Source organism: Bosea sp. NBC_00550 (assembly GCF_026020075.1).
Lineage (GTDB): Bacteria > Pseudomonadota > Alphaproteobacteria > Rhizobiales > Beijerinckiaceae > Allobosea.
In genome coordinates this window covers 3,053,970-3,072,130 of record NZ_CP102772.1, presented here as the reverse complement: position 1 = coordinate 3,072,130, position 18,161 = coordinate 3,053,970, and the positions used below count along the sequence as shown (strand labels likewise).

Here is an 18,161-nt window from a genome sequence, read left to right as displayed (position 1 = left end):
ATGCTATCCGCCTCTGTCTCGTTAACTACCCGGCGCGTTTGGCGCCGATAGGAGTGATGTTGGTTCCCTTTGACTTGGGCGTATCGACGAAACGCGCCCAGGCGTCCATGAGCTTGCGGCGCTTCTCCAGCGCGTCGCGACGGCGATAGGCTCGCTCAGTCTCATCGCCGACGACGTGCGCAAGTGCGGCCTCGGCAATCTCGCGCGGAAATGCGGTTTGCTCGCCGCACCAGTCTCGAAAACTCGATCGAAAGCCGTGCGGCGTATATTGCTCCATCTGCATGCGGCGCATCAGCATCAGAATGGCGTGAGATGATAGCGGCCGGTCTTTGCGAGAGCCGGCAAATACAAACTCGCTGGTGTTGCTCTGTTGAAGAGACCGCGCGATATCGAGCGGGCGTTCGGCTAGCGGAACGCGGTGAACCCGCCCGGCTTTCATCCTATCGGCAGCAACGGTCCAGACGCCGCGCTCGAAGTCGAATTCGTTCCATTTCGCACCCCGGATCTCTCCAGTGCGCGAGGCGGTCAGGATCAGAAACTCAAGGGCGCGCGCCGCAGTGGCTTCACGCTCGCGGAGGCTTTGGACGAAGGCGGGCACATCATCGTAAGCCATGGCGGCGTGATGGCCGCGCGCGAGCCTCGACCTCTGCGGAAGCAACTTGTCGAGGTGGCCGCGCCATCGCGCTGGGTTCTCCCCGATACGTTTGCCCTTGGCCTTGGCGGCATCGAGGATGCGTTCGATGCGACCGCGCACGCGCGATGCTGTTTCCGCCTTGGTCCTCCAGATCGGCTTGAGCACATCGAGCACATGCTCGGTCCCAACTTCGTCTATTCGGAGAGGCCAGAGCGAACCGGCATGCGTCTTAAGCGATGACGACCATTGCGCCTGATGCTTCGCGTTCCGAAAACCGGATTTGATGTCTTCGATCAGTGTCTCGGCGAACTCGCCAAAAGTAGGCGTCGCATTTGGGCCAGCCTCTGCCGCTGCGATGGCATCTTTTCGAGCTTGGATTGGATCGCTGCCTGCATCGAGGAGTTTCCGGGCGGCGGATGCCTTCGCCCGAGCCTCCGCCAGCGTAACGGCATCGAGCCCGCCGAGACCCATCTCCTTTCGGACAGTTCCCCACCGGAACAAGAAAAGCCAGCGCTTCGCGCCGCTGGCATCGACCCACAGATAAAGGCCGCCGCCATCGCTGTGCCGCCCCGGCGCCGTCAATGTGGCGACGCCTCGTGCTGTGAGTTTGTTGACTTGGCGCCCCACCGCTACCCCACCTTTCACCCCACCAGGCGACTGTCATTTCATGACACAGAAAGGCACAGACCGGCAACAATTTTCCGGTTATGTTCGTGAGACTCCCCTACTGCGTTCACCTTGAAGCACGTCATGGCAGTTCAATTACACGGACTCCCTGTCCGCCATCATCCCGCTAAGGGTTTGATCCAAAAAGAGTTCTGAAAAATCAGTGGCTTGCAGCCGCCCGAGTGGTACACACGGGTGGTACACAATGGCTCTCGCGATGCCGCGCCCCTGGAAGCATCATATTCGGCCGCAGCCATGAGGACGTGCAAGCCCAGCGAACGGCCATGATCCGAGCCGGCACGGCTGCCGAGCGTGACGAGTTCGTGATGTTCGTGACGATCTATGAGGAGCCCCGCAATGAGCACAGCAGGTATCAGGCAGCGCGTCGCCAAGCTGGAGAGTGTCAGGGATGCCGGCGCCGCGCGACAGCATCTCATTGAGGCCCGATCGGAAGATGCGAAGTGCAAGGAGGCCGAGCTAATTGCTTCCGGCGCCGCGCGACAGAATGACCTGTTTATCGTGATCCGACGCTTTGCTGCGGAAGACTTCGCGGCATGAAGGCCATTGAGCCCAATCCTAACGGAAGCTGAATGGGCTGCCACATACTGCCAAGACTGAAAGAGTTCGGCTCCTGGGCTATTTGAAGCCCGGACGGCGCCGCGACTTCGTTTTGATCTGTGCTGCTAGGCCAGCCTGTTTAACATTGGCTTCTTTCGCCAGACGAAGCCCGCGCAGTTTGAGCATGTTGTCCTCGCGATGCTGGATCAGCTTCTCCGTTTCGGAAACAATCCTTGCGTGAGAGAGCGAGCGGGTTTGGATCTTCGAAAATTGGTTGTCGGCCGTTAAGCGCTGCTTTGAAAGTTCGAACATTACGATTTCCATTCGTATCTAGGTGTTTGATCCCAGGTTTTGATGGTGCGATCTTTTCCATCGGATGGAAGGAGGCACTATGGGCCAGGTTCTGCACGGGAGCGCCACAACGACGGAGGCGATCCGTCGAGCGATACAGCATAGTCAAGCGAGCCTGAGGGCTCTGGCAAAGCGCTACGGCCTCAACCAGAAGACCGTCGCGAAGTGGAAGAAGCGGGCCTCGGTGGCTGATCTGCCGACGGGCCCGCAGCAGCCGGCTTCGACGGTTCTGTCAGCCGAGGAAGAGGCGATCATCGTCGCCTTTCGACGACATACCCTGCTGCCTTTGGATGACTGCCTCTACGCGCTTCAGGCCACGATCCCGCATCTGACCCGTTCGTCGTTGCATCGCTGCCTGCAACGGCACGGCATCAGCCGGCTACCGGAGATCGAGGGCGACAAGGAGCCGAAGAAGCGGTTCAAGTCCTATCCGATCGGCTTCTTCCACATCGACATCGCCGAGGTCCAGACCGCCGAAGGAAAGCTCTATCTGTTTGTCGCGATCGATCGGACGAGCAAATTCGCCTTCGTGCAACCGGTGGAGAGCGCCAACCGGGTGACGGCCTCAGCTTTCCTCGTCGCCCTGATCGCAGCCGTTCCCTACAGGGTCCATACGATCCTGACCGACAACGGCATCCAATTCCGCTTCCCGCCGCGCTACGCCAACGGTCCCACGGCCCGTTACATCACCCACATGTTCGCGATGCGCTGCCGCGAGAATGGCATCGAGCACCGCTTCACCAAGATCAACCATCCCTGGACCAATGGGCAGGTCGAGCGAATGAACCGGACGATCAAAGACGCGACCGTCAAACGCTATCACTACGACAGCCACGACCAGCTCGATCGTCACCTCCAGGACTTCGTCTCAGCTTACAATTTCGGCCGGCGCCTGAAGACCCTCAAAGGCCTCACGCCCTACGAGTTCACCTGCAAGCGCTGGACTTCAGAGCCGGAAACGATTCACCCTCGATCCAATCCACCAAATGCCGGGACTAAACACCTCAAGATCAGCCTGCCCTGGGTAGGGGAGGAACTGCGACGCACCACCGAGATCATGGGGCGCGACTATTGGCCGTCGGGCCTCGAGAAAAACCGGGAGGTTATCTCACGGATGATCGAATGGTCGTTTGCAGACGGGCTCATCCCCACACGACCGGCGCCCGAAGAGCTTTTCCTCAGTATCGCCTAGTCGGTGCAAATACGCAGCTTCCTGGATTGACGATCTGTTGCGCGATGGCGATGGCAGCTTCGTCGTCATCGCCATGTCAACCGCTCGGTAGTGGGCGCATCGCCCGCTACCGAAATCGGTTCAACCCTGCAGGGAAGCATCTCGCTCGCTTCGGGATAAGCGGGCTGCGCGTGGATCAGCTGCCCCGCAACGCGATCAGGTTGACGTCGATGGTTCGTGCCCTGAAGCCGGCTTCGCAATAGCAGAGGTAGAACTCCCACAACCGGCGAAAAGGCTCGTCGAAGCCGAGCGGTGCGATCTCGGACCAGCGCTCCAGAAAACGCCGGCGCCACTCCTTGAGCGTCAAGGCGTAGCTCTCGCCGAAGTCGAGTTGCTCGGTGACGGAGAGACCGGCTGCTTCCGCCTTGCTCTTCACCGCAGGGACGGATGGCAGGCAGCCGCCGGGGAAGATGTAGCGCTGGATGAAATCGGTGCCCTGCTGATAGTCCTCGAACATATGTTCGTCGATCGTGATCGCCTGCAGGACGACCCGGCCGCCGGGCCGTAGCGAGCGGCGCAAGGTGGCGAAGTAGGACGGCCAATATCCCCGCCCGACCGCCTCGATCATCTCGATCGAGACGATGCGGTCGAACTGGCCGGAGATGTCGCGGTAGTCCTGCAGTTGCAGGCTGACGCGTTCGCCCAGGCCGGCCTCGGCAATGCGCCGCTGCGCTGCCTCGAGTTGCGAAGGCGACAGGGTGATCGCGGTCACGCGGCAGCCTTCGCGGGCCAGCCGCTCCGCCAGCGCGCCCCAGCCGCAGCCGATCTCGAGGATATGCTCGCCGCCGGAAAGGTCGAGCATGGCGACGATCCTGTCGAGCCTGCGCTGCTGCGCGGCTTCGAGGGTTTCCGTCGGCGTTTCGTAGAGCGCCGAGGAGTACATCATGCTGGCGTCGAGCCAATGGCCGTAGAACGCGTTGCCGAGGTCGTAATGCGCCGTGATGTTGCGGCGGCTGCCCGCGCGGGTATTGGCATTCCGCACATGCCGGAAGCGATTGAGCAGGCGTGCCGGCCACGCGCCGGAGGTCAGCCGGCGCAGCGTGGCATCGTTGCGCGCGCCGAGCTCGATCAATGCGGTGAGATCGGGCGTATCGAGATCGCCGTCGCGATAGGCCTCGGCCAGTCCGATATCGCCGTCGAGCAGCAGCCGCCGCATCGCGCGCCACTTCTTCAGGATCAGCGTGGCCTGAGGGCCGGGTGCGCCATGTCCGTTCTGGAGGCGCTCGCCCTCGGGCGTGACGACGGTCAGGCGGCCGACGGCGATGCGCGCGAGCGCGCGGCGCAGGAACCAGCGCGACAGGCTGATGCCGCGCGGCAGCTCAAGCGATTGCTCGACCATGGGGAGATTCTGCTCTGTCTCGGGCCGGCTCATGGCTGTATCGGTCCTTTCGCATGAGGCGTCACGGCGTTGCCCGGGCTGAAGGGCTGTTCCGGTGGGGCCGGATGCGGCCGCCAGGGAATGCGCTTCGCCAGCAGACGTAGCGCATGCCAATGAATGGCGGCGGTGACTTTCAAGGTCAGGAGCGGGTGGCTCGCCAGCAGCCGCAGCAGTGCCGCGTCGCTCACTGCCGCGCGCCTGCCGCTCATCGTGGCGGCGATCAGCCGGCCCCCGGCATCGTGACCGTCGATGGTGATTGAGACATTCTCTGCGGGCGGTACGACCTGGAAGGCATAGCGCATCGCCAGACCCATGAAGGGCGAGACATGGAGGAGCTTGCGGGCCTCCTGCCGGAGCGGCTCTCCCGAGGCATCGGCCGGCGCGACGTAGCTGTGGATCTCGCCGAAGGTGTTGTGCACCTCATAGACGGTGGCGCAGAGGCTGCCGTCACGGCGATGGCAGAAATAGGTGCTGATCGGGTTGAAGGCGTAGCCGAGGATACGCGGCATCGTCAGCAGCCGGATCGGGCCATCGTCCCAGGGGATATCGGCGCTCGCCAGAGCTTCGCCGATCTGCGCCCGCAAGGGTCGCCCGCTACGGTCGCCGTAATCGGCATCGCGAAAGGCGTAGAGATTGAAGCGATTGCGCGAGAAGGTTCTCAGGCTCGCGGCGAGCGCATCGATCTCCTCGAGGTCGAGCAGCATCCAGAAGACGCGATAGGCCAGGGCATGCGGTTTCGGCCGGAACCGGCGGTGTCGCACCTGCCCGACGTAAAGGGCGGAGTTCCAGCTCATGCCGCCTGCTCGCGCTGAGCGGGCAACGGGATGCGGCCGGACTCGTCGCGCACGCGCCAGGGCCGCCGCACGCCGCCGAGCGCCTCGGCGACCGCGAGCCCGGCCTGTAGCCCGTCCTCATGAAAACCGGATCCGAAATAGGCGCCGCAGAACCAGCTGCGCCGACTGCCCTGCAGCGACCAGAGCCGCGTCTGCGCGTCGAGCGCGGCGGCATCGAACAGCGGGTGCTCGTAGATCTCCTCATGGAGGATGGTCTCCTTGCGGAGCGTGTCCGGCGGGTTGAGGGTGACGAAGAGCGGCCGCTCCTGCGGCAGGCCTTGAAGCCGGTTCATCCAATAGGTGACGGCGCAGGCGGCCTCTGGCCGGCTCCGGTCGCCGATATGGTTCCAGCTTGCCCAGGCTCGCCGGCGCCGAGGCATCAGGGCCGTGTCGCCATGCAGCACGGTACGGTTGCGGCTGTAGCGGAAGGCACCGAGTGCCTCGGCCTCCGCCGTGCCGGGGTCGGCGAGCAGGGCCAGCGTCTGGTCGGCATGAACAGCGAAGACGACCTGGTCGAAGCGCTCGCTCCAGCCGTCGCCCGCGAGCACGACCTCGTTCGGCCCGCGCCTGACTTGCCTCACCGGCGAGCCGGTCCTGACCTCACCCGAAAAGGCGTTGCGCAGCCTCTCGACATAGACGGCGCTGCCGCCGGTCACGGTGCGCCAGGCCGGCCGATCGGTGAGCTGGAGTAGCCCGTGATTGTGATGGAAACGCAGGAAGGCCGCGGCAGGATAGGACAGGATTTCCGCGCAGGGCGCCGACCAGATCGCCGCGGCCATCGGCAGAAGGTGGTCGTCCCGGAAGGCGGCGCCATAACAGCCGGCTGCGAGGTAGTCGCCCAGCGAAATCTCCGCCGCAACGCCGATCAGAGCATCACGCGATGCGGCGCGGTAGAAGCGACGGATGTCCTGCAGCATCGCCCAGAAGCGCGGGCGGAACAGGTTGCTGCGTTGAGCGAACAGCCCGGTGATGCTGGTGCCGCTATATTCCAGGCGGCCGTCGTCGAGCGATACTGCAAAGGACATCTCGGTCGGCTGCGTCGCGACGCCAAGATGCTCCATCAGCGCGATGAAATTCGGATAGGTCGCCTCGTTGTAGACGATGAAGCCGGTATCGACCGCCGTCTCGCCGCCATCCCCGGCGACGCGAACCGTGTTGGCGTGCCCGCCGAGCCGAGCGGCGGCCTCGAACAGCACGACGTCGTGCGCCTGTCCCAGCAGCCAGGCGGCGGAGAGGCCGGAGATACCGGCACCGATCACAGCGATCCTCATCGGCTTGTCCAGCGCCCGTTCCATCTCCGCATCCCCGCTTTTCATGAGGGGTATACGCGGGGGGCTCCGTTCTGGATTTGCCGCGGATCGTCAAAAGCGCGTTGGCCGGGTGACCCGAAGGCCGGGCTGCGGCGTAAGCGAAGAGGGATCGGAGAGTCGCGAGGGTTGGGCGATGAGTGCGAATGGCCTGAAGCGAGTGATCGCGGCGATCGGCGCCTATGCCGCGCATCCCGACCCGCGAGCGGCGATCGCCAATACCATCGCGCTCGTGATCGTCTCGAACCAGCCTTTCTATCCGCTTTATCTCTACTGGGCGGTGTCGCCGACGATCTCTCCGTCCTACGTCACCTTCCTGTCGACGCCCTTCTTCGCGGCGGTGCCGGCCGCGATGCGCCGCAGCCCACTTCTCGGGCGCTCGCTTTTGCTAATGGCTGGCATCGGCAACACGCTGCTGTGCCGCGTCGCGTTCGGCCCGGGCTCAGGCGTCGAAGTCTTCCTGTTTCCTTGCCTCGTGCTCGCGCTGCTGCTGTTTCGCCGCTCCGAACGGGCGTTTGCCCTGGGCTTCGCTGCGCTCGCATTCGTCGCCTATCTGCTGCCTGCGGAGATGCTCGGCGCGCCGCTGCATCTCTACGAGCAGGGCGAATATGCGGCGCTGCAGCGCCTGAATTTCCTGAGCGCGGCCTCGCTGACCGCGCTGATCGGCTGGCTCTTCGCTGCCCGCCTCGACACGATTTCGCGCTCCGATGAAACCGGCGGCGCTCGTGGCGCGTAGACGAGGGGCATTCGCTGAAAGGACATTGCCATGAGGCGTTTTCCGCTCGCTCTCGCTTTCGCGTCTCTTTCGGCCGCGAGCGCGGCCGCTACCGATCTCGACGGCACATGGCTGCGCGACGACGGCAATGCGCGCGTGCACATCGCGCCCTGCGGCGACAAGATCTGCGCCACCAATCTCTGGATCGGCGACACCAGCAAGGGCGAGGCGGCCGGCGACAAGCTCATCATGACCCTATCGCGCCAGCCCGACGGGACCTTTTCCGGGAACGCCTACGATCCCAAGCGCGACTGGAGCTATTCGATGACGATCACGGCGACGGCCGGCGCGCTCACCACGCGCGGCTGCATCGTCGGGCGCCTGATCTGCCGCGACGTGAACTGGAAGGCCGCCGAATGATATCGGCTCGTCCTGCCGGAGCCCATCGGCCGGTGATCCGGGGCGGCGACGCCGGCGTATCTCGCATATGGTTGCCGCACTCGCCCTGACTGTCGATGGCATGCGCAAGGCGGGAGCAGCGCAAGGAGGTCGTTTCGTCGTCTTGTTCGACCCCAACACATTGATTGCCGCGATCGCATGCTCGGGTGACCGGGCAGCCTTCGTCGCGCTGTTCGACCATTTCGCGCCGCGCGTGAAGGGGCTGCTGATGCGCGGCGGTACCCCTGCGGAGCTGGCCGAGGAGGTCGCGCAGGAGACGCTGCTGACAGTCTGGCGCAAGGCGGCGCTGTTCGACCCCGCGAAAGCGAGCGCATCGACCTGGATCGCGACCATCGCGCGCAATCAACGCATCGACATCGCCCGTCGGGAAACCCGGTCGCGGCTGTCCCAAGTTTACGAGATCCTGGATGAAGAAGCCCCCGAACAACCCGACACGACCCTCGCTGGAGCCGAGCGCGAGGCGCGCGTGCGGGCTGCGATGACGCAGCTTTCTGCCGATCAGTATCGCGTCGTCGAACTGGCCTTCCTGGAAGGCTTCAGCCACCAGGATGTTGCTCAACGCCTCGCCATTCCGCTCGGCACGGTCAAGTCGCGGCTGCGGCTGGCGCTGTCGCATCTGCGCGGCAAACTGGAGGATTTGCGATGAGCATCGCGCATCGTCCATCCGATGAAATGCTGGCTACGTTCGCCGCGGGCCAACTCGACGAAGGCCTTGCGCTGGTGGTCGCCGCCCATGTCGAGGCGGATCGCGAGAGCCGGAAGCGGGTGCAGGAACTGCAGGCTGTGCAGGGCGCCCTCCTCGATGCGGTCGAGCCCGTCGCGATGGATATGGGGCCGCCGTATTCGCGGCTGGTCGGGCCCGATGCTGCAGGGTTCGGCCAAGCTTCGCCGGCGACCGAGCATGGGCTGCCCGGAGTGCTGCGTCCCTATGGCCTCGGCCCGTGGCGGCCGATCGGTATCCGGATCGCCCTGCGGCGCGTCGAGGTTCCCGGCGCGGAAGCGCGCGTGTTCATGCTGCGCGCCGGGCCGGGCATCGCATTGCCGCATCACAAGCATAGCGGCCTCGAATGGACCACGATCCTCTCGGGCGCCTACGAGCACGAATACGGGCGTTATGCGGCCGGCGATTTCGACGAAGCCGATTCCGACCATGATCACACGCCGCGCGTCGACCCGGTCGAGGGCTGCACCTGCATCGTCGCCATGACCGGAAACGTGCTGTTCCAGGGCTGGCTCGGCCGGCTGCTGCAACCGCTGGTGCGGCTGTGACCATCGCCTCCTTCGCCATGGCCGTCGTTTTCACGGCCGTGGCGATGTCGGGGTTCATGGCGCTGGCGACGCTGATCGAACGCCGCAGCGGCAATTCCGGCTGGATCGACGTGGTCTGGACCTTCGGCCTTGGCGCGACCGGCATCGCCGGCGCGTTGCTGCCGTTCGGGGCGGGGCCGATGTCGCGGCACTGGCTGGTGGCCGGGCTCGCGCTTGCCTGGGCGCTGCGGCTTGGGCTCCACATCGCGCGCCGGACCAGCGGCATCGCCGAGGACCCGCGCTATGCGAAGCTCAAGCGCGACTGGGGTAACGATGCCCCTAGGCAGATGGTCCGGCTGCTCCAGATTCAGGCGCTGGTCAGCATTCCGCTGGCGCTGGGGATCGTCCTGGCGGCGCATAGCCCTGCGCCTGTGCTGGGATGGCAGGACCTCGCCGGTATCATCGTCTTCGTCGCCGGTCTGGCGGGCGGTGCGGTCGCGGACGGGCAGCTGCGTGCCTTCGCCCGTTCCGGACGGGGCGGCGTCTGCGATCGTGGCCTGTGGCGCTGGTCGCGACACCCAAACTACTTCTTCGAATGCCTGCTCTGGTGCTCCTACGCGGTGATCGCGCCCGGCATGTCCTATCCGTGGGGCTGGCTCGCTCTGCTGGCGCCGGCCTGCATCACGCTGCTGCTCACGCGCATCTCGGGCATCCCGCCATTGGAGGAGCACATGCTCGCCAAGCACGGCGCGGCCTATCGGGCCTACCAGAACCGAACCAGCGCGCTGATCCCGCTGCCGCCGAAAGGAGCGATGCCATGACCTTCATGCAGAGGCTCTCGAACTGGGGCGAGGGGTTGACCGTGCCCGACGCCGTCAGCCGCATGGTGATCGCCTCGCTGGTCGGGCGCACGGATCGGTCGCTCGCGACGCAATCCGCCGATGCGGCGGCATTCGCGCGCGGGATGGCGGCGTTCCCGATCGCTGTTCATACCGACACCGCCAATACACAGCATTACGAGGTGCCTGCCGCCTTCTTCGATCAGGTTCTCGGAGCGCGGCGGAAGTATTCCTGCTGCTACTACGCCGACCCCGGGGATACCCTGGCGACTGCGGAAGAGACGGCGCTGACGATGACGGCGGAGCATGCCGACCTCGCCGATGGGCAGGATATCCTCGAGCTCGGCTGCGGCTGGGGCTCGCTCTCGCTGTGGATGGCCGAGCGCTATCCGAAGGCGCGGATCGTCTCGGTCTCCAACTCGGCCTCGCAGCGCGCCTTCATCGAGGAGCAGGCCGTTCGGCGCCGGCTCGTCAACCTGCGGGTGGTCACGGCCGACATGAACGATTTCGCCTCGGAGGAGCGCTTCGACCGCGTCGTCTCCGTGGAGATGTTCGAGCATATGGCGAACTGGCAAGCCCTTCTCGGGCGGATCCATGGCTGGCTGAAGCCGGACGGGCGGCTGTTCTTCCACGTCTTCGCCCATGCGCAGGGTTGCTACCGTTTCGATGCCGCCGATACCGGTGACTGGATCGCGCAGCATTTCTTCACCGGCGGGCTGATGCCGAGCGCTGCGCTGGCCCATCAGTTCCCCGATCTCTTCGCCGTCGAGGCGGAGTGGCGCTGGAGCGGCGAGCACTATCGGGCGACCGCCGAGGACTGGCTGGCGAATTTCGATCGCAACCTGCCGACGATCGACCCGATTCTACGCCAGGTCTACGGTGCGGAAGCGCCGCTCTGGCGTCGGCGCTGGCGCCTGTTCTTTCTGGCGACGAGCGGGCTGTTCGGCCATGCGGCCGGGGCGTCATGGGGCGTCAATCACTATCGCCTGCGCCCGGCCTGACGGGCAGGGGCTAAACCCAGCCCCATTCCATGGCGCGGCGGACCGCGCCATAGGCGATCCAGCTGCAGAAACCGACCACGACCGTGCCATAGGCGAGGTCCGCCAGCGTGATCGTCAGCGTCCACGGGCGCAGCGTGGCGTAGTTCGTCAGGTCATAGGTCGCATAGGCGAGGAGGCCGATCAGGGCGCCGTTGATGAGCGCGGCGCTCGCACTTCCATCGCGCAGGGCAGGCATGAGCGCGAAGTGCACGACACCGAGCGGAAAGCCGAAATAGAACAGTGCCGCGGGCCAGTAGCGCACCTGCTCGACGATCAGGTCGCCGAGGGCCGGCCGATAGAGCCTCGCCGTCATCGTGCCGAGCCAGATGGCATCGCAGATTCCGAAGGCGACGAGGAAGGCGATGTAGGCGGCGACGAAGCGCATGACGACCTCCGGGGCTGTGCATGGAGATACGTCGCGCATGCGGCCCCGGTTCAGTAGCGGCGTCGCTTTCGCATGATCGGCCCCGCGGATCCAAACGGCCCGGCCGGGCGTATAAGCCGAATGCACTCAAGCCGATGGCGATCATGACGACCCAAACTCCCGCCGTGCGATCGTTCCTGTGCTAGCGGCGGGAGCGCTTCCAGGCTGCTCCACGCTCCGACCGGGTGGCCTGACCGACCGCGCACGCGATGTCGCCTATGGCCGCCATCCCCGGCAGCGCATGGACATCTATGTCCCGCAAGGTGGCGGTACCGACAGGCCGGTCGTCTTCTTCATCTATGGCGGCTCGTGGGCCAATGGCAGCAAGGAGACCTACGCCTTCGTCGGAGAGGAGTTCGCCGCTCGGGGCTTCGTCACCGTGATCGCGGATTATCGTCTCGTTCCCGAGGTCCGCTTTCCGGTCTTCATCGAGGATGGCGCCCTCGCTCTGCGCTTCGTCCGTGACAACATCGCTCGTTACGGCGGCGCTCCGCGCCAGGTTCACGTCATCGGCCACTCGGCCGGCGCCTACAACGCCATGATGCTGACGCTGGACAGGCGCTATCTTGCCGCCGCCGGGCTGCCTTCGCGTTATATCCGCTCCGCCGTCGGGCTTTCGGGCCCTTATGATTTCCTGCCGCTCAACATCGAGGTCACGAAGGCTGCATTCGGAAACGCCCGCGACCTTGCGCAAACGCAGCCGATCAACTTTGCGCGCAGCGACGCTCCGCCGATCCTTCTGGTGACCGGCTCCGACGATACCACCGTGCTGCCGCGCAACAGCGAGCGGCTCGCGGTCGCGCTGCAACGGGCCGGCGCGAGATCGGTCTCTCTCAAGATCTATCCCGGGCTCGGCCACGCCGAAACAGTGGCAGCGATTTCGAGCCTTCTGCAGTGGCGGGCGCCGATCCTGGACGATGTCACGGGGTTTCTCACCTCGACGCGCTGAATACCGCACCGCATACGATGCTTCTTCTGCGGCTGTGCAGGCCCACCCGTGGACTGAGGCGCCGTGAGCTTGTAGCGAAATCTCCACGGACAAACCGCCGCTGCCCGGGCAAGCCGATGCCGCCAGCGGGCGGGTCCGAATGGAGACTGCAGATGCCCAAGCTTTGCAAATTCACCTCGCCGAAGGACGGCCAGCCCGTCTACGTCAACCCCGATCAGGTCGCCGCGGTCTACACGTTCAAGGGCCAGCCACCGGACACGATCATCGCTTTCCGCAAGGACTTTCTGCTCGGGGTGAAGGAGAGCCTCGATGATGTCGTGAACGCGCTCGAAAAGGCGGCGGCGGCCAGCGGCTCCTAGGCAGGGACGAGCTTCGGCGGAGGCGGCGCGCAGGCGTTGGATTCTCGGCCACGGACCCCATATCCTCTGGCTCAGGAGGTGCATGATGGCCAGCGGCTGGGCCCCTGACGGGGCCGTTCAGGATCAGATCGATGATTCCGTCAACGACGCGGTTCGGCTGGCGCGGGCGCAACTGCCGTCCGGTCCGGGGGAGATTCATTGCCAGGAATGTGGCGACGAAATCCCCGAAGCGCGCCGCCGCGCCATGCCCGGCGCCCGGCTCTGCGTGCATTGCCAGGCGGGCCATGATCGGCCGGCGGCATCATCCGCCTATAACCGGCGCGGCAGCAAGGACAGCCAGCTCAGATAGGGGTCACGGAGAGCCTGTAAAACGCCGCAATGCTCGGCATTGGCGGAGCTTTCATCGCCCGACCGTTCCGGGCTCATAGGCGATACGGTCGATGCCGTGGCGCGCGAGCTTGTCGTAGAACGTCTTGCGGGGAATGCGGAGCTTCTCCAGCGCGGCGCGGACATCGCCCTGGTTTTCCTGCAGGGCTTCCCGGATCAGCGTCGCCTCAAAGGCGTTGAGTCGTTCGGGCAAGCTCAGCGCTTCGGTTTCGTCCTGCTTTCGGACCGGCAGCAGGTTGTCCGGCAGGCCGAGTGCGACGCGCTCGGCGAAGTGGACGAGTTCGCGCACATTGCCCGGCCAATCGTTCTCGACGAGGTGGCGCTCCACGGCACGGTCCAATGGCGGCACCTCCCGACGATATTTTTCCGCGGCCCGCGCCAGGAAGCGGGTGAAGAGCAGCGGGATATCGCGGCGGCGCTCGCGCAGCGGCGGTATGCGCAGGGTCACCACGTTGAGGCGGTAGTACAGATCCTCGCGGAAATCGCCGCGTTGCGCGGGGTCGCCGAGATCGACCTTGGTCGCGGCCACGACCCTCAGATCGACGCGGCGCAGATCGTTCGAGCCGAGCGGCGCGATCTCACGCATCTCCAGGACCCGCAGCAGCTTGACCTGGGCCGTGATCGGCATGCTCTCCAGCTCGTCGAGGAAAAGCGTGCCGCCGCTGGAATGCTCGATGCGGCCGATGCGTCGTTTCTGCGCGCCGGTGAAGGCGCCCGGCTCGTAGCCGAAGAGCTCGCTCTCGATGACGCTGTCTGGCAGCGCCCCGCAGTTCAGCGCGACGAAGGGCTTGTCGCGCCGCCGGCCGAGACGGTGAAGCAGGCTCGCGACGACCTCCTTGCCCGTGCCCGTCTCGCCGAGGATCAGCACGTCGACATCGACATCGGCGAGCTCTCGGATGGTCTGGCGCAGGCGGGTGATGCCGGCCGTTTCGCCGATGAGGGCGCCGTCCTCCTCGCCCTGCGCAGCCAGCATCCGCAGGCGGCGGTTCTCGAGGATGAGCGCGCGCTTCTCGGCCGCGCGCCGCAGGCTCTCGACGAGGCGCTCGCCGGCATAGGGTTTCGCGATGAAGTCGTAAGCGCCTTCGTTCATCGCGCCGACCGCCGTCTCGATGTCGGCATGGCCCGAGATCATGATCACCGGGATGTCACGGTCGAGTGCCTGCAAGCGCCGGAACAGCTCGATCCCATCCATGCCGGGCATGCGGATATCGGTGACGACGATACCCGGATAATCGGGTCCGATCCGCTGCAGCGCCGCCTGGCCGGAGGGCAGCGCCATCGCCCGGAACCCGGCCAGGCGCAACGCCTGCACATTGGCGTCCCGCAGATCGGGATCGTCGTCGACGAAGGCGACCTCGATCGCGTCGATGGGAGCGCCGGGATCGGTCATGCAGCAGCCCTCTTCAGATCGATGACGAAGCTCGCGCCGTCGCCCGGCCGGCTCCTGGCGGTCAGCGTGCCGCCAAACGATGTGACCATGTCCTGCGAGATCACCAGCCCAAGTCCGAGCCCCTTCGGCTTCGTTGTGCTGAACGGAGTGAAGAGCTGCGCCAGCGCTTCCTGCGACAGGCCGGGGCCGCGATCCGTGATCGTGACCTCGACCCGGTCGCCGCGCGGGGTGACGGTGATGGCGAGCGCGGGCTCGCCCCGGTCGCCGCCTTCGAGCAGGGCCTCGGTCGCGTTGCGCAGGAGGTTGACCAGCACCTGTTCGAGCTCGATCGGCCGGGCGGTGACGAGGACCGATTCCGGCGGGGCCGTGACGACCGGCGTCACGCCGGCCTGACGCAGCGGGCCTTCCAGCAGGGTCAGCGCGCCTTCAATGACACTGGCGACGGGAACGGGCACAAGCGGCCCCTTGCCGCGCCGCGCGAAGCCGCGCAGGGCCTCGGTGATCGCGCCGATCCGGTCCGTCAGCGAGACGATCCGCACCAGCGCGCCGTCGGCCTCGGCGGCGTCGGAGCGCTTCAGGAAGGCCCGGGCATTCTCGGCATAGGTGCGCAAGGCTGCCAGCGGCTGGTTGACCTCATGGGCAACGCCGGCGGTAATCTGGCCGAGTGTCGCGAGGCGGTTGGCCTTGGCTAACTCCTCTCTGACGTTTGACAGGCGCTCCTGCGCCCGGGTCCGCTTCGCCATCTCGGCGACGAGGCGTTGATTGGCGCCGGCGAGCTCGGCCGTCCGTTCGGCGACGCGTTCCTCCAACTCGGCCTTCGCCCGGGCGTCCGCCTCGCGCCGTGCCAGATTGTGCTGGCGGCGGCGCAGGGCGAAGGCGGCGAGCGCGGCGCCCGGCATCAGCACGAGCGCGACCAGCGCCTGCGATTGCGAGCGGCCGGAGGTAATCACCGCATCGACAGGCAGCAGCACCTCCAGTGCCCAGTCCGTCGTCGGAACGGGCTGGCGCATCTGGACATAGCGACCGGCGAGCGGGCTCAGCCCCTGTACCAGCTCTCCCTGCGGCCGCAGCGGCAGCAGCGTCAGCGGCGCTGCGCCGAACTGAAGCGAATCCCGGATCGCAGCTGCCGTCGCTGGGTCGAGCGGAGCCTCGACCCGGAAGCGCCAATCCTCGATCGTCGCGAGCAGCACCACGCCGCGCCGGTCGACGACATAGGTCTCACCGCCGAGAGCCCGCCAATCCGCCTCGACCCGGTCGAACTCGACCTTGACGACGATCACGCCGAGGCTCTGGCCGGCCTCCTCGATCCGCCGCGTGATATAGAGGCCTGGCCGCTGGCTGACCGTGCCGAGCGCGAACTGCTCTGCGCTTCCGGTGGCGACGGCCCCCCTGAAATAATCGCGGAAACTGTAGTCGCTGCCGACGAAGCTCGTCGGTTCGTTCCAGTTGCTGGCCGCGATCGCGACGCCATCGGGACCGAGCAGATAGATCACCGCGGCCCGCGCCTCGCGCGCGATGATCTCCAGCTTGAGGTCGAGCCCGTGCCGGCTGCCGCCGGCCAGCGCCTGCCTAACGTCCGGATCGCGGGCGAGGATGACCGGCAGGGCGCGCTGCTTTTCGAGTTCGCCGCGCAGGATGGCGAGAGCCAGCGTTCCCGCATCCTCGGCGCGGGCCTGCGTACCCGCGATGGCGCGGCTGCGGCCGATCTCGCCGGCGGCGAACAGCGACGCGATGGCGACCGCCGCTGCAGCCAGTCCGAAGACCAGCCAAAACAGCCTGGCAGTGCCTTTCCCCAGATCGAGCAATGGGCGGCTCATGCATTGTCGTTGTGCGGATTTCCGCACAAATCAAGAGGGGTGCGTGCGGGTTCTCGCCAGATGGTTTCAAGAAGAACGACCGCTCGTCCGCTAACATCTTGTTTTGTCGAATTTTTTGCATTTTCCGGCAGTTGGCACGCCGGTTGCCCAAGGGGCGCAGCGGTTTCGAACAAGAGCAAAACACCGCAGACCCAAGGAGCACATCATGGCGACTACGCTCGATCTCGCGCACGCCCAGCCGGCGGCGCGACCGAAGAAATTCTACCAGCAGCTCTATGTACAGGTCCTGTTCGCGATCGCGGTGGGCATCCTGCTCGGCCATTTCTGGCCGGAACAGGGCACGGCCATGAAGCCGCTCGGCGATGCCTTCATCAAGCTGGTGAAGATGATCATCGCACCGGTGATCTTCCTGACGGTCTCGACCGGGATCGCGGGCATGAGCGACATGCAGAAGGTCGGGCGCGTCGCCGGTAAGGCGATGATCTATTTCCTGACGTTCTCGACGCTCGCCCTGATCATCGGCCTCATCGTCGGCAATATCGTCCAGCCGGGCGCCGGGCTGCATATCGGCGCAGCCAGCCTGGATGCCAAGGCGGTGCAGGGCTATGCGGCCAAGGCGCATGACTCGAGCATCATCGGCTTCCTGCAGAACATCATTCCCGACACCATCGTCGGCGCCTTTGCCTCGGGCGATATCCTCCAGGTGCTGTTCTTCTCGGTGCTATTTGGCCTCTCGCTGTCGATGGTCGGCGAGCGCGGCAAGCCGGTGCTCGATTTCCTGCAGGCGCTCTCGACCCCGATCTTCAAGCTGGTCGCGATCCTGATGAAGGCGGCACCGCTCGGCGCCTTCGGCGCGATGGCCTTCACCATCGGCCGCTACGGTATCGGCTCCGTCGCCAATCTCGCGATGCTGATTGCAACCTTCTACCTGACGGCGGCGATCTTCGTGCTTGTCGTGCTCGGCGCCGTCGCCCGCTACAACGGCTTTTCGATCCTGGCGCTGATCCGCTACATCAAGGAGGAGATCCTCCTCGTCATCGGCACCAGCTCCTCCGAAGCCGCTCTGCCGAGCCTGATGGAGAAGATGGAGGCGGCTGGCTGCAAGCGCTCCGTCGTCGGCCTGGTCATCCCGACCGGCTATTCCTTCAATCTCGACGGCACCAACATCTACATGACGCTGGCTGCGCTGTTCATCGCGCAGGCGATGGACATCCATCTGCCGCTCGGCGACCAGATTCTGCTGCTGCTCGTCGCCATGCTCAGCTCGAAGGGCGCGGCCGGCATCACCGGTGCGGGCTTCATCACGCTGGCGGCGACGCTCTCGGTGGTTCCCGCCGTCCCGGTCGCGGGCATGGCGCTCATCCTCGGCATCGACCGCTTCATGTCGGAATGCCGGGCTGTGACCAACTTCATCGGCAACGCCGTCGCGACGATCGTGGTGGCGCGCTGGGAAGGCGAGCTCGATCAGGACCAGCTGCAGGCGGCACTGAGCGGGCACTCTCCGCTGGTGGTGGATGGCGAGGTGCTGGCGGTTCCGGCCGAGTAAGATCTGCGAAGGCCCGCAGCGCCATGCCCA

At 65.6% G+C, this 18,161-nt stretch carries 19 protein-coding genes and 1 pseudogene; 12 read left to right on the top strand and 8 right to left on the bottom strand.

Features of this window, described 5'->3' with window-relative positions; genetic code table 11:
- Positions 1 to 25: 25 nt before the first annotated feature.
- Positions 26 to 1,261, bottom strand: a complete 1,236-nt coding sequence (locus NWE53_RS14745; protein WP_265050138.1) for a tyrosine-type recombinase/integrase — start codon at positions 1,259 to 1,261, stop codon at positions 26 to 28.
- Positions 1,262 to 1,657: 396 nt separating this feature from the next.
- Between NWE53_RS14745 and NWE53_RS14740 the strand changes: the two genes are divergently transcribed.
- Positions 1,658 to 1,858, top strand: coding sequence for a hypothetical protein (locus tag NWE53_RS14740; protein WP_265050137.1), 201 nt, complete (start codon positions 1,658 to 1,660; stop codon positions 1,856 to 1,858).
- A 78-nt stretch (positions 1,859 to 1,936) separates the two neighbouring features.
- Here the strand turns inward: NWE53_RS14740 and NWE53_RS14735 are convergent, their stop codons facing one another.
- A complete protein-coding gene (locus tag NWE53_RS14735; RefSeq protein WP_265050136.1) occupies positions 1,937 to 2,170 on the bottom strand; it encodes a hypothetical protein in 234 nt (77 codons plus the stop codon).
- A 79-nt stretch (positions 2,171 to 2,249) separates the two neighbouring features.
- Between NWE53_RS14735 and NWE53_RS14730 the strand changes: the two are divergent.
- A pseudogene (locus tag NWE53_RS14730) lies at positions 2,250 to 3,237 on the top strand (IS481 family transposase).
- 339 nt (positions 3,238 to 3,576) lie between these two features.
- Here the strand turns inward: NWE53_RS14730 and NWE53_RS14725 are convergent.
- The 3 genes from NWE53_RS14725 to NWE53_RS14715 are packed head-to-tail and all read right to left on the bottom strand — an operon-like array spanning position 3,577 to position 6,946.
- A complete protein-coding gene (locus NWE53_RS14725) occupies positions 3,577 to 4,812 on the bottom strand; it encodes an SAM-dependent methyltransferase (RefSeq protein ID WP_265050135.1) in 1,236 nt (411 codons plus the stop codon).
- On the bottom strand, positions 4,809 to 5,612 hold the full coding sequence (locus NWE53_RS14720; protein WP_265050134.1) for a DUF1365 domain-containing protein: 804 nt from the start codon (positions 5,610 to 5,612) through the stop codon (positions 4,809 to 4,811). The genes NWE53_RS14725 and NWE53_RS14720 overlap by 4 nt, the downstream gene beginning before the upstream one ends.
- A complete protein-coding gene (locus tag NWE53_RS14715) occupies positions 5,609 to 6,946 on the bottom strand; it encodes an NAD(P)/FAD-dependent oxidoreductase (protein ID WP_265050133.1) in 1,338 nt (445 codons plus the stop codon). Before NWE53_RS14715 ends, NWE53_RS14720 begins: the two co-directional genes overlap by 4 nt.
- A 148-nt stretch (positions 6,947 to 7,094) precedes the next feature.
- On the opposite strand from NWE53_RS14715, the gene NWE53_RS14710 reads away from it, so the two are divergent.
- From NWE53_RS14710 to NWE53_RS14685, 6 genes are all read left to right on the top strand, one after another.
- Positions 7,095 to 7,694 carry a hypothetical protein gene (locus tag NWE53_RS14710; protein WP_265050132.1) on the top strand — a complete coding sequence of 200 codons (600 nt, stop codon included), beginning with the start codon at positions 7,095 to 7,097 and terminating at the stop codon, positions 7,692 to 7,694.
- Between the two features lie 30 nt (positions 7,695 to 7,724).
- Positions 7,725 to 8,093, top strand: coding sequence for a DUF2147 domain-containing protein (locus NWE53_RS14705; RefSeq protein WP_265050131.1), 369 nt, complete (start codon positions 7,725 to 7,727; stop codon positions 8,091 to 8,093).
- A 67-nt stretch (positions 8,094 to 8,160) separates the two neighbouring features.
- Positions 8,161 to 8,778, top strand: a complete 618-nt coding sequence (locus NWE53_RS14700) for a sigma-70 family RNA polymerase sigma factor (protein ID WP_265050130.1) — start codon at positions 8,161 to 8,163, stop codon at positions 8,776 to 8,778.
- Positions 8,775 to 9,401 carry a ChrR family anti-sigma-E factor gene (locus NWE53_RS14695; RefSeq protein WP_265050129.1) on the top strand — a complete coding sequence of 209 codons (627 nt, stop codon included), beginning with the start codon at positions 8,775 to 8,777 and terminating at the stop codon, positions 9,399 to 9,401. The genes NWE53_RS14700 and NWE53_RS14695 overlap by 4 nt, the downstream gene beginning before the upstream one ends.
- Positions 9,398 to 10,201 carry a DUF1295 domain-containing protein gene (locus tag NWE53_RS14690; RefSeq protein ID WP_265050128.1) on the top strand — a complete coding sequence of 268 codons (804 nt, stop codon included), beginning with the start codon at positions 9,398 to 9,400 and terminating at the stop codon, positions 10,199 to 10,201. Before NWE53_RS14695 ends, NWE53_RS14690 begins: the two co-directional genes overlap by 4 nt.
- Positions 10,198 to 11,220 carry an SAM-dependent methyltransferase gene (locus NWE53_RS14685; protein ID WP_265050127.1) on the top strand — a complete coding sequence of 341 codons (1,023 nt, stop codon included), beginning with the start codon at positions 10,198 to 10,200 and terminating at the stop codon, positions 11,218 to 11,220. Before NWE53_RS14690 ends, NWE53_RS14685 begins: the two co-directional genes overlap by 4 nt.
- 10 nt (positions 11,221 to 11,230) lie before the next feature.
- On the opposite strand, the gene NWE53_RS14680 is transcribed toward NWE53_RS14685, so the two are convergent.
- On the bottom strand, positions 11,231 to 11,644 hold the full coding sequence (locus tag NWE53_RS14680; protein ID WP_265050126.1) for a DUF2177 family protein: 414 nt from the start codon (positions 11,642 to 11,644) through the stop codon (positions 11,231 to 11,233).
- A gap of 280 nt (positions 11,645 to 11,924) precedes the next feature.
- Here NWE53_RS14680 and NWE53_RS14675 point away from each other — a divergent pair, with 280 nt between their 5' ends.
- The 3 genes from NWE53_RS14675 to NWE53_RS14665 all read left to right on the top strand — a co-directional run bounded on the left by NWE53_RS14675 (position 11,925) and on the right by NWE53_RS14665 (position 13,340).
- Positions 11,925 to 12,632 carry an alpha/beta hydrolase gene (locus NWE53_RS14675; protein ID WP_265050125.1) on the top strand — a complete coding sequence of 236 codons (708 nt, stop codon included), beginning with the start codon at positions 11,925 to 11,927 and terminating at the stop codon, positions 12,630 to 12,632.
- A gap of 152 nt (positions 12,633 to 12,784) precedes the next feature.
- Positions 12,785 to 12,991, top strand: a complete 207-nt coding sequence (locus NWE53_RS14670; protein WP_265050124.1) for a hypothetical protein — start codon at positions 12,785 to 12,787, stop codon at positions 12,989 to 12,991.
- Positions 12,992 to 13,076: 85 nt separating this feature from the next.
- Complete coding sequence (locus NWE53_RS14665; RefSeq protein WP_265050123.1) at positions 13,077 to 13,340, top strand: DksA/TraR family C4-type zinc finger protein; 264 nt, start codon at positions 13,077 to 13,079, stop codon at positions 13,338 to 13,340.
- A 51-nt stretch (positions 13,341 to 13,391) separates the two neighbouring features.
- Here the strand turns inward: NWE53_RS14665 and NWE53_RS14660 are convergent, their stop codons facing one another.
- Both NWE53_RS14660 and NWE53_RS14655 read right to left on the bottom strand, forming a co-directional pair.
- Positions 13,392 to 14,768, bottom strand: coding sequence for a sigma-54-dependent transcriptional regulator (locus NWE53_RS14660; RefSeq protein WP_265050122.1), 1,377 nt, complete (start codon positions 14,766 to 14,768; stop codon positions 13,392 to 13,394).
- On the bottom strand, positions 14,765 to 16,585 hold the full coding sequence (locus NWE53_RS14655; protein WP_265050121.1) for a sensor histidine kinase: 1,821 nt from the start codon (positions 16,583 to 16,585) through the stop codon (positions 14,765 to 14,767). The genes NWE53_RS14660 and NWE53_RS14655 overlap by 4 nt, the downstream gene beginning before the upstream one ends.
- 205 nt (positions 16,586 to 16,790) lie before the next feature.
- On the opposite strand from NWE53_RS14655, the gene NWE53_RS14650 reads away from it, so the two are divergent.
- The gene (locus tag NWE53_RS14650) at positions 16,791 to 18,131 is read left to right on the top strand and encodes a dicarboxylate/amino acid:cation symporter (protein WP_265050120.1); all 1,341 of its coding nucleotides are present in this window, start codon (positions 16,791 to 16,793) and stop codon (positions 18,129 to 18,131) included.
- Positions 18,132 to 18,161: the final 30 nt, after the last annotated feature.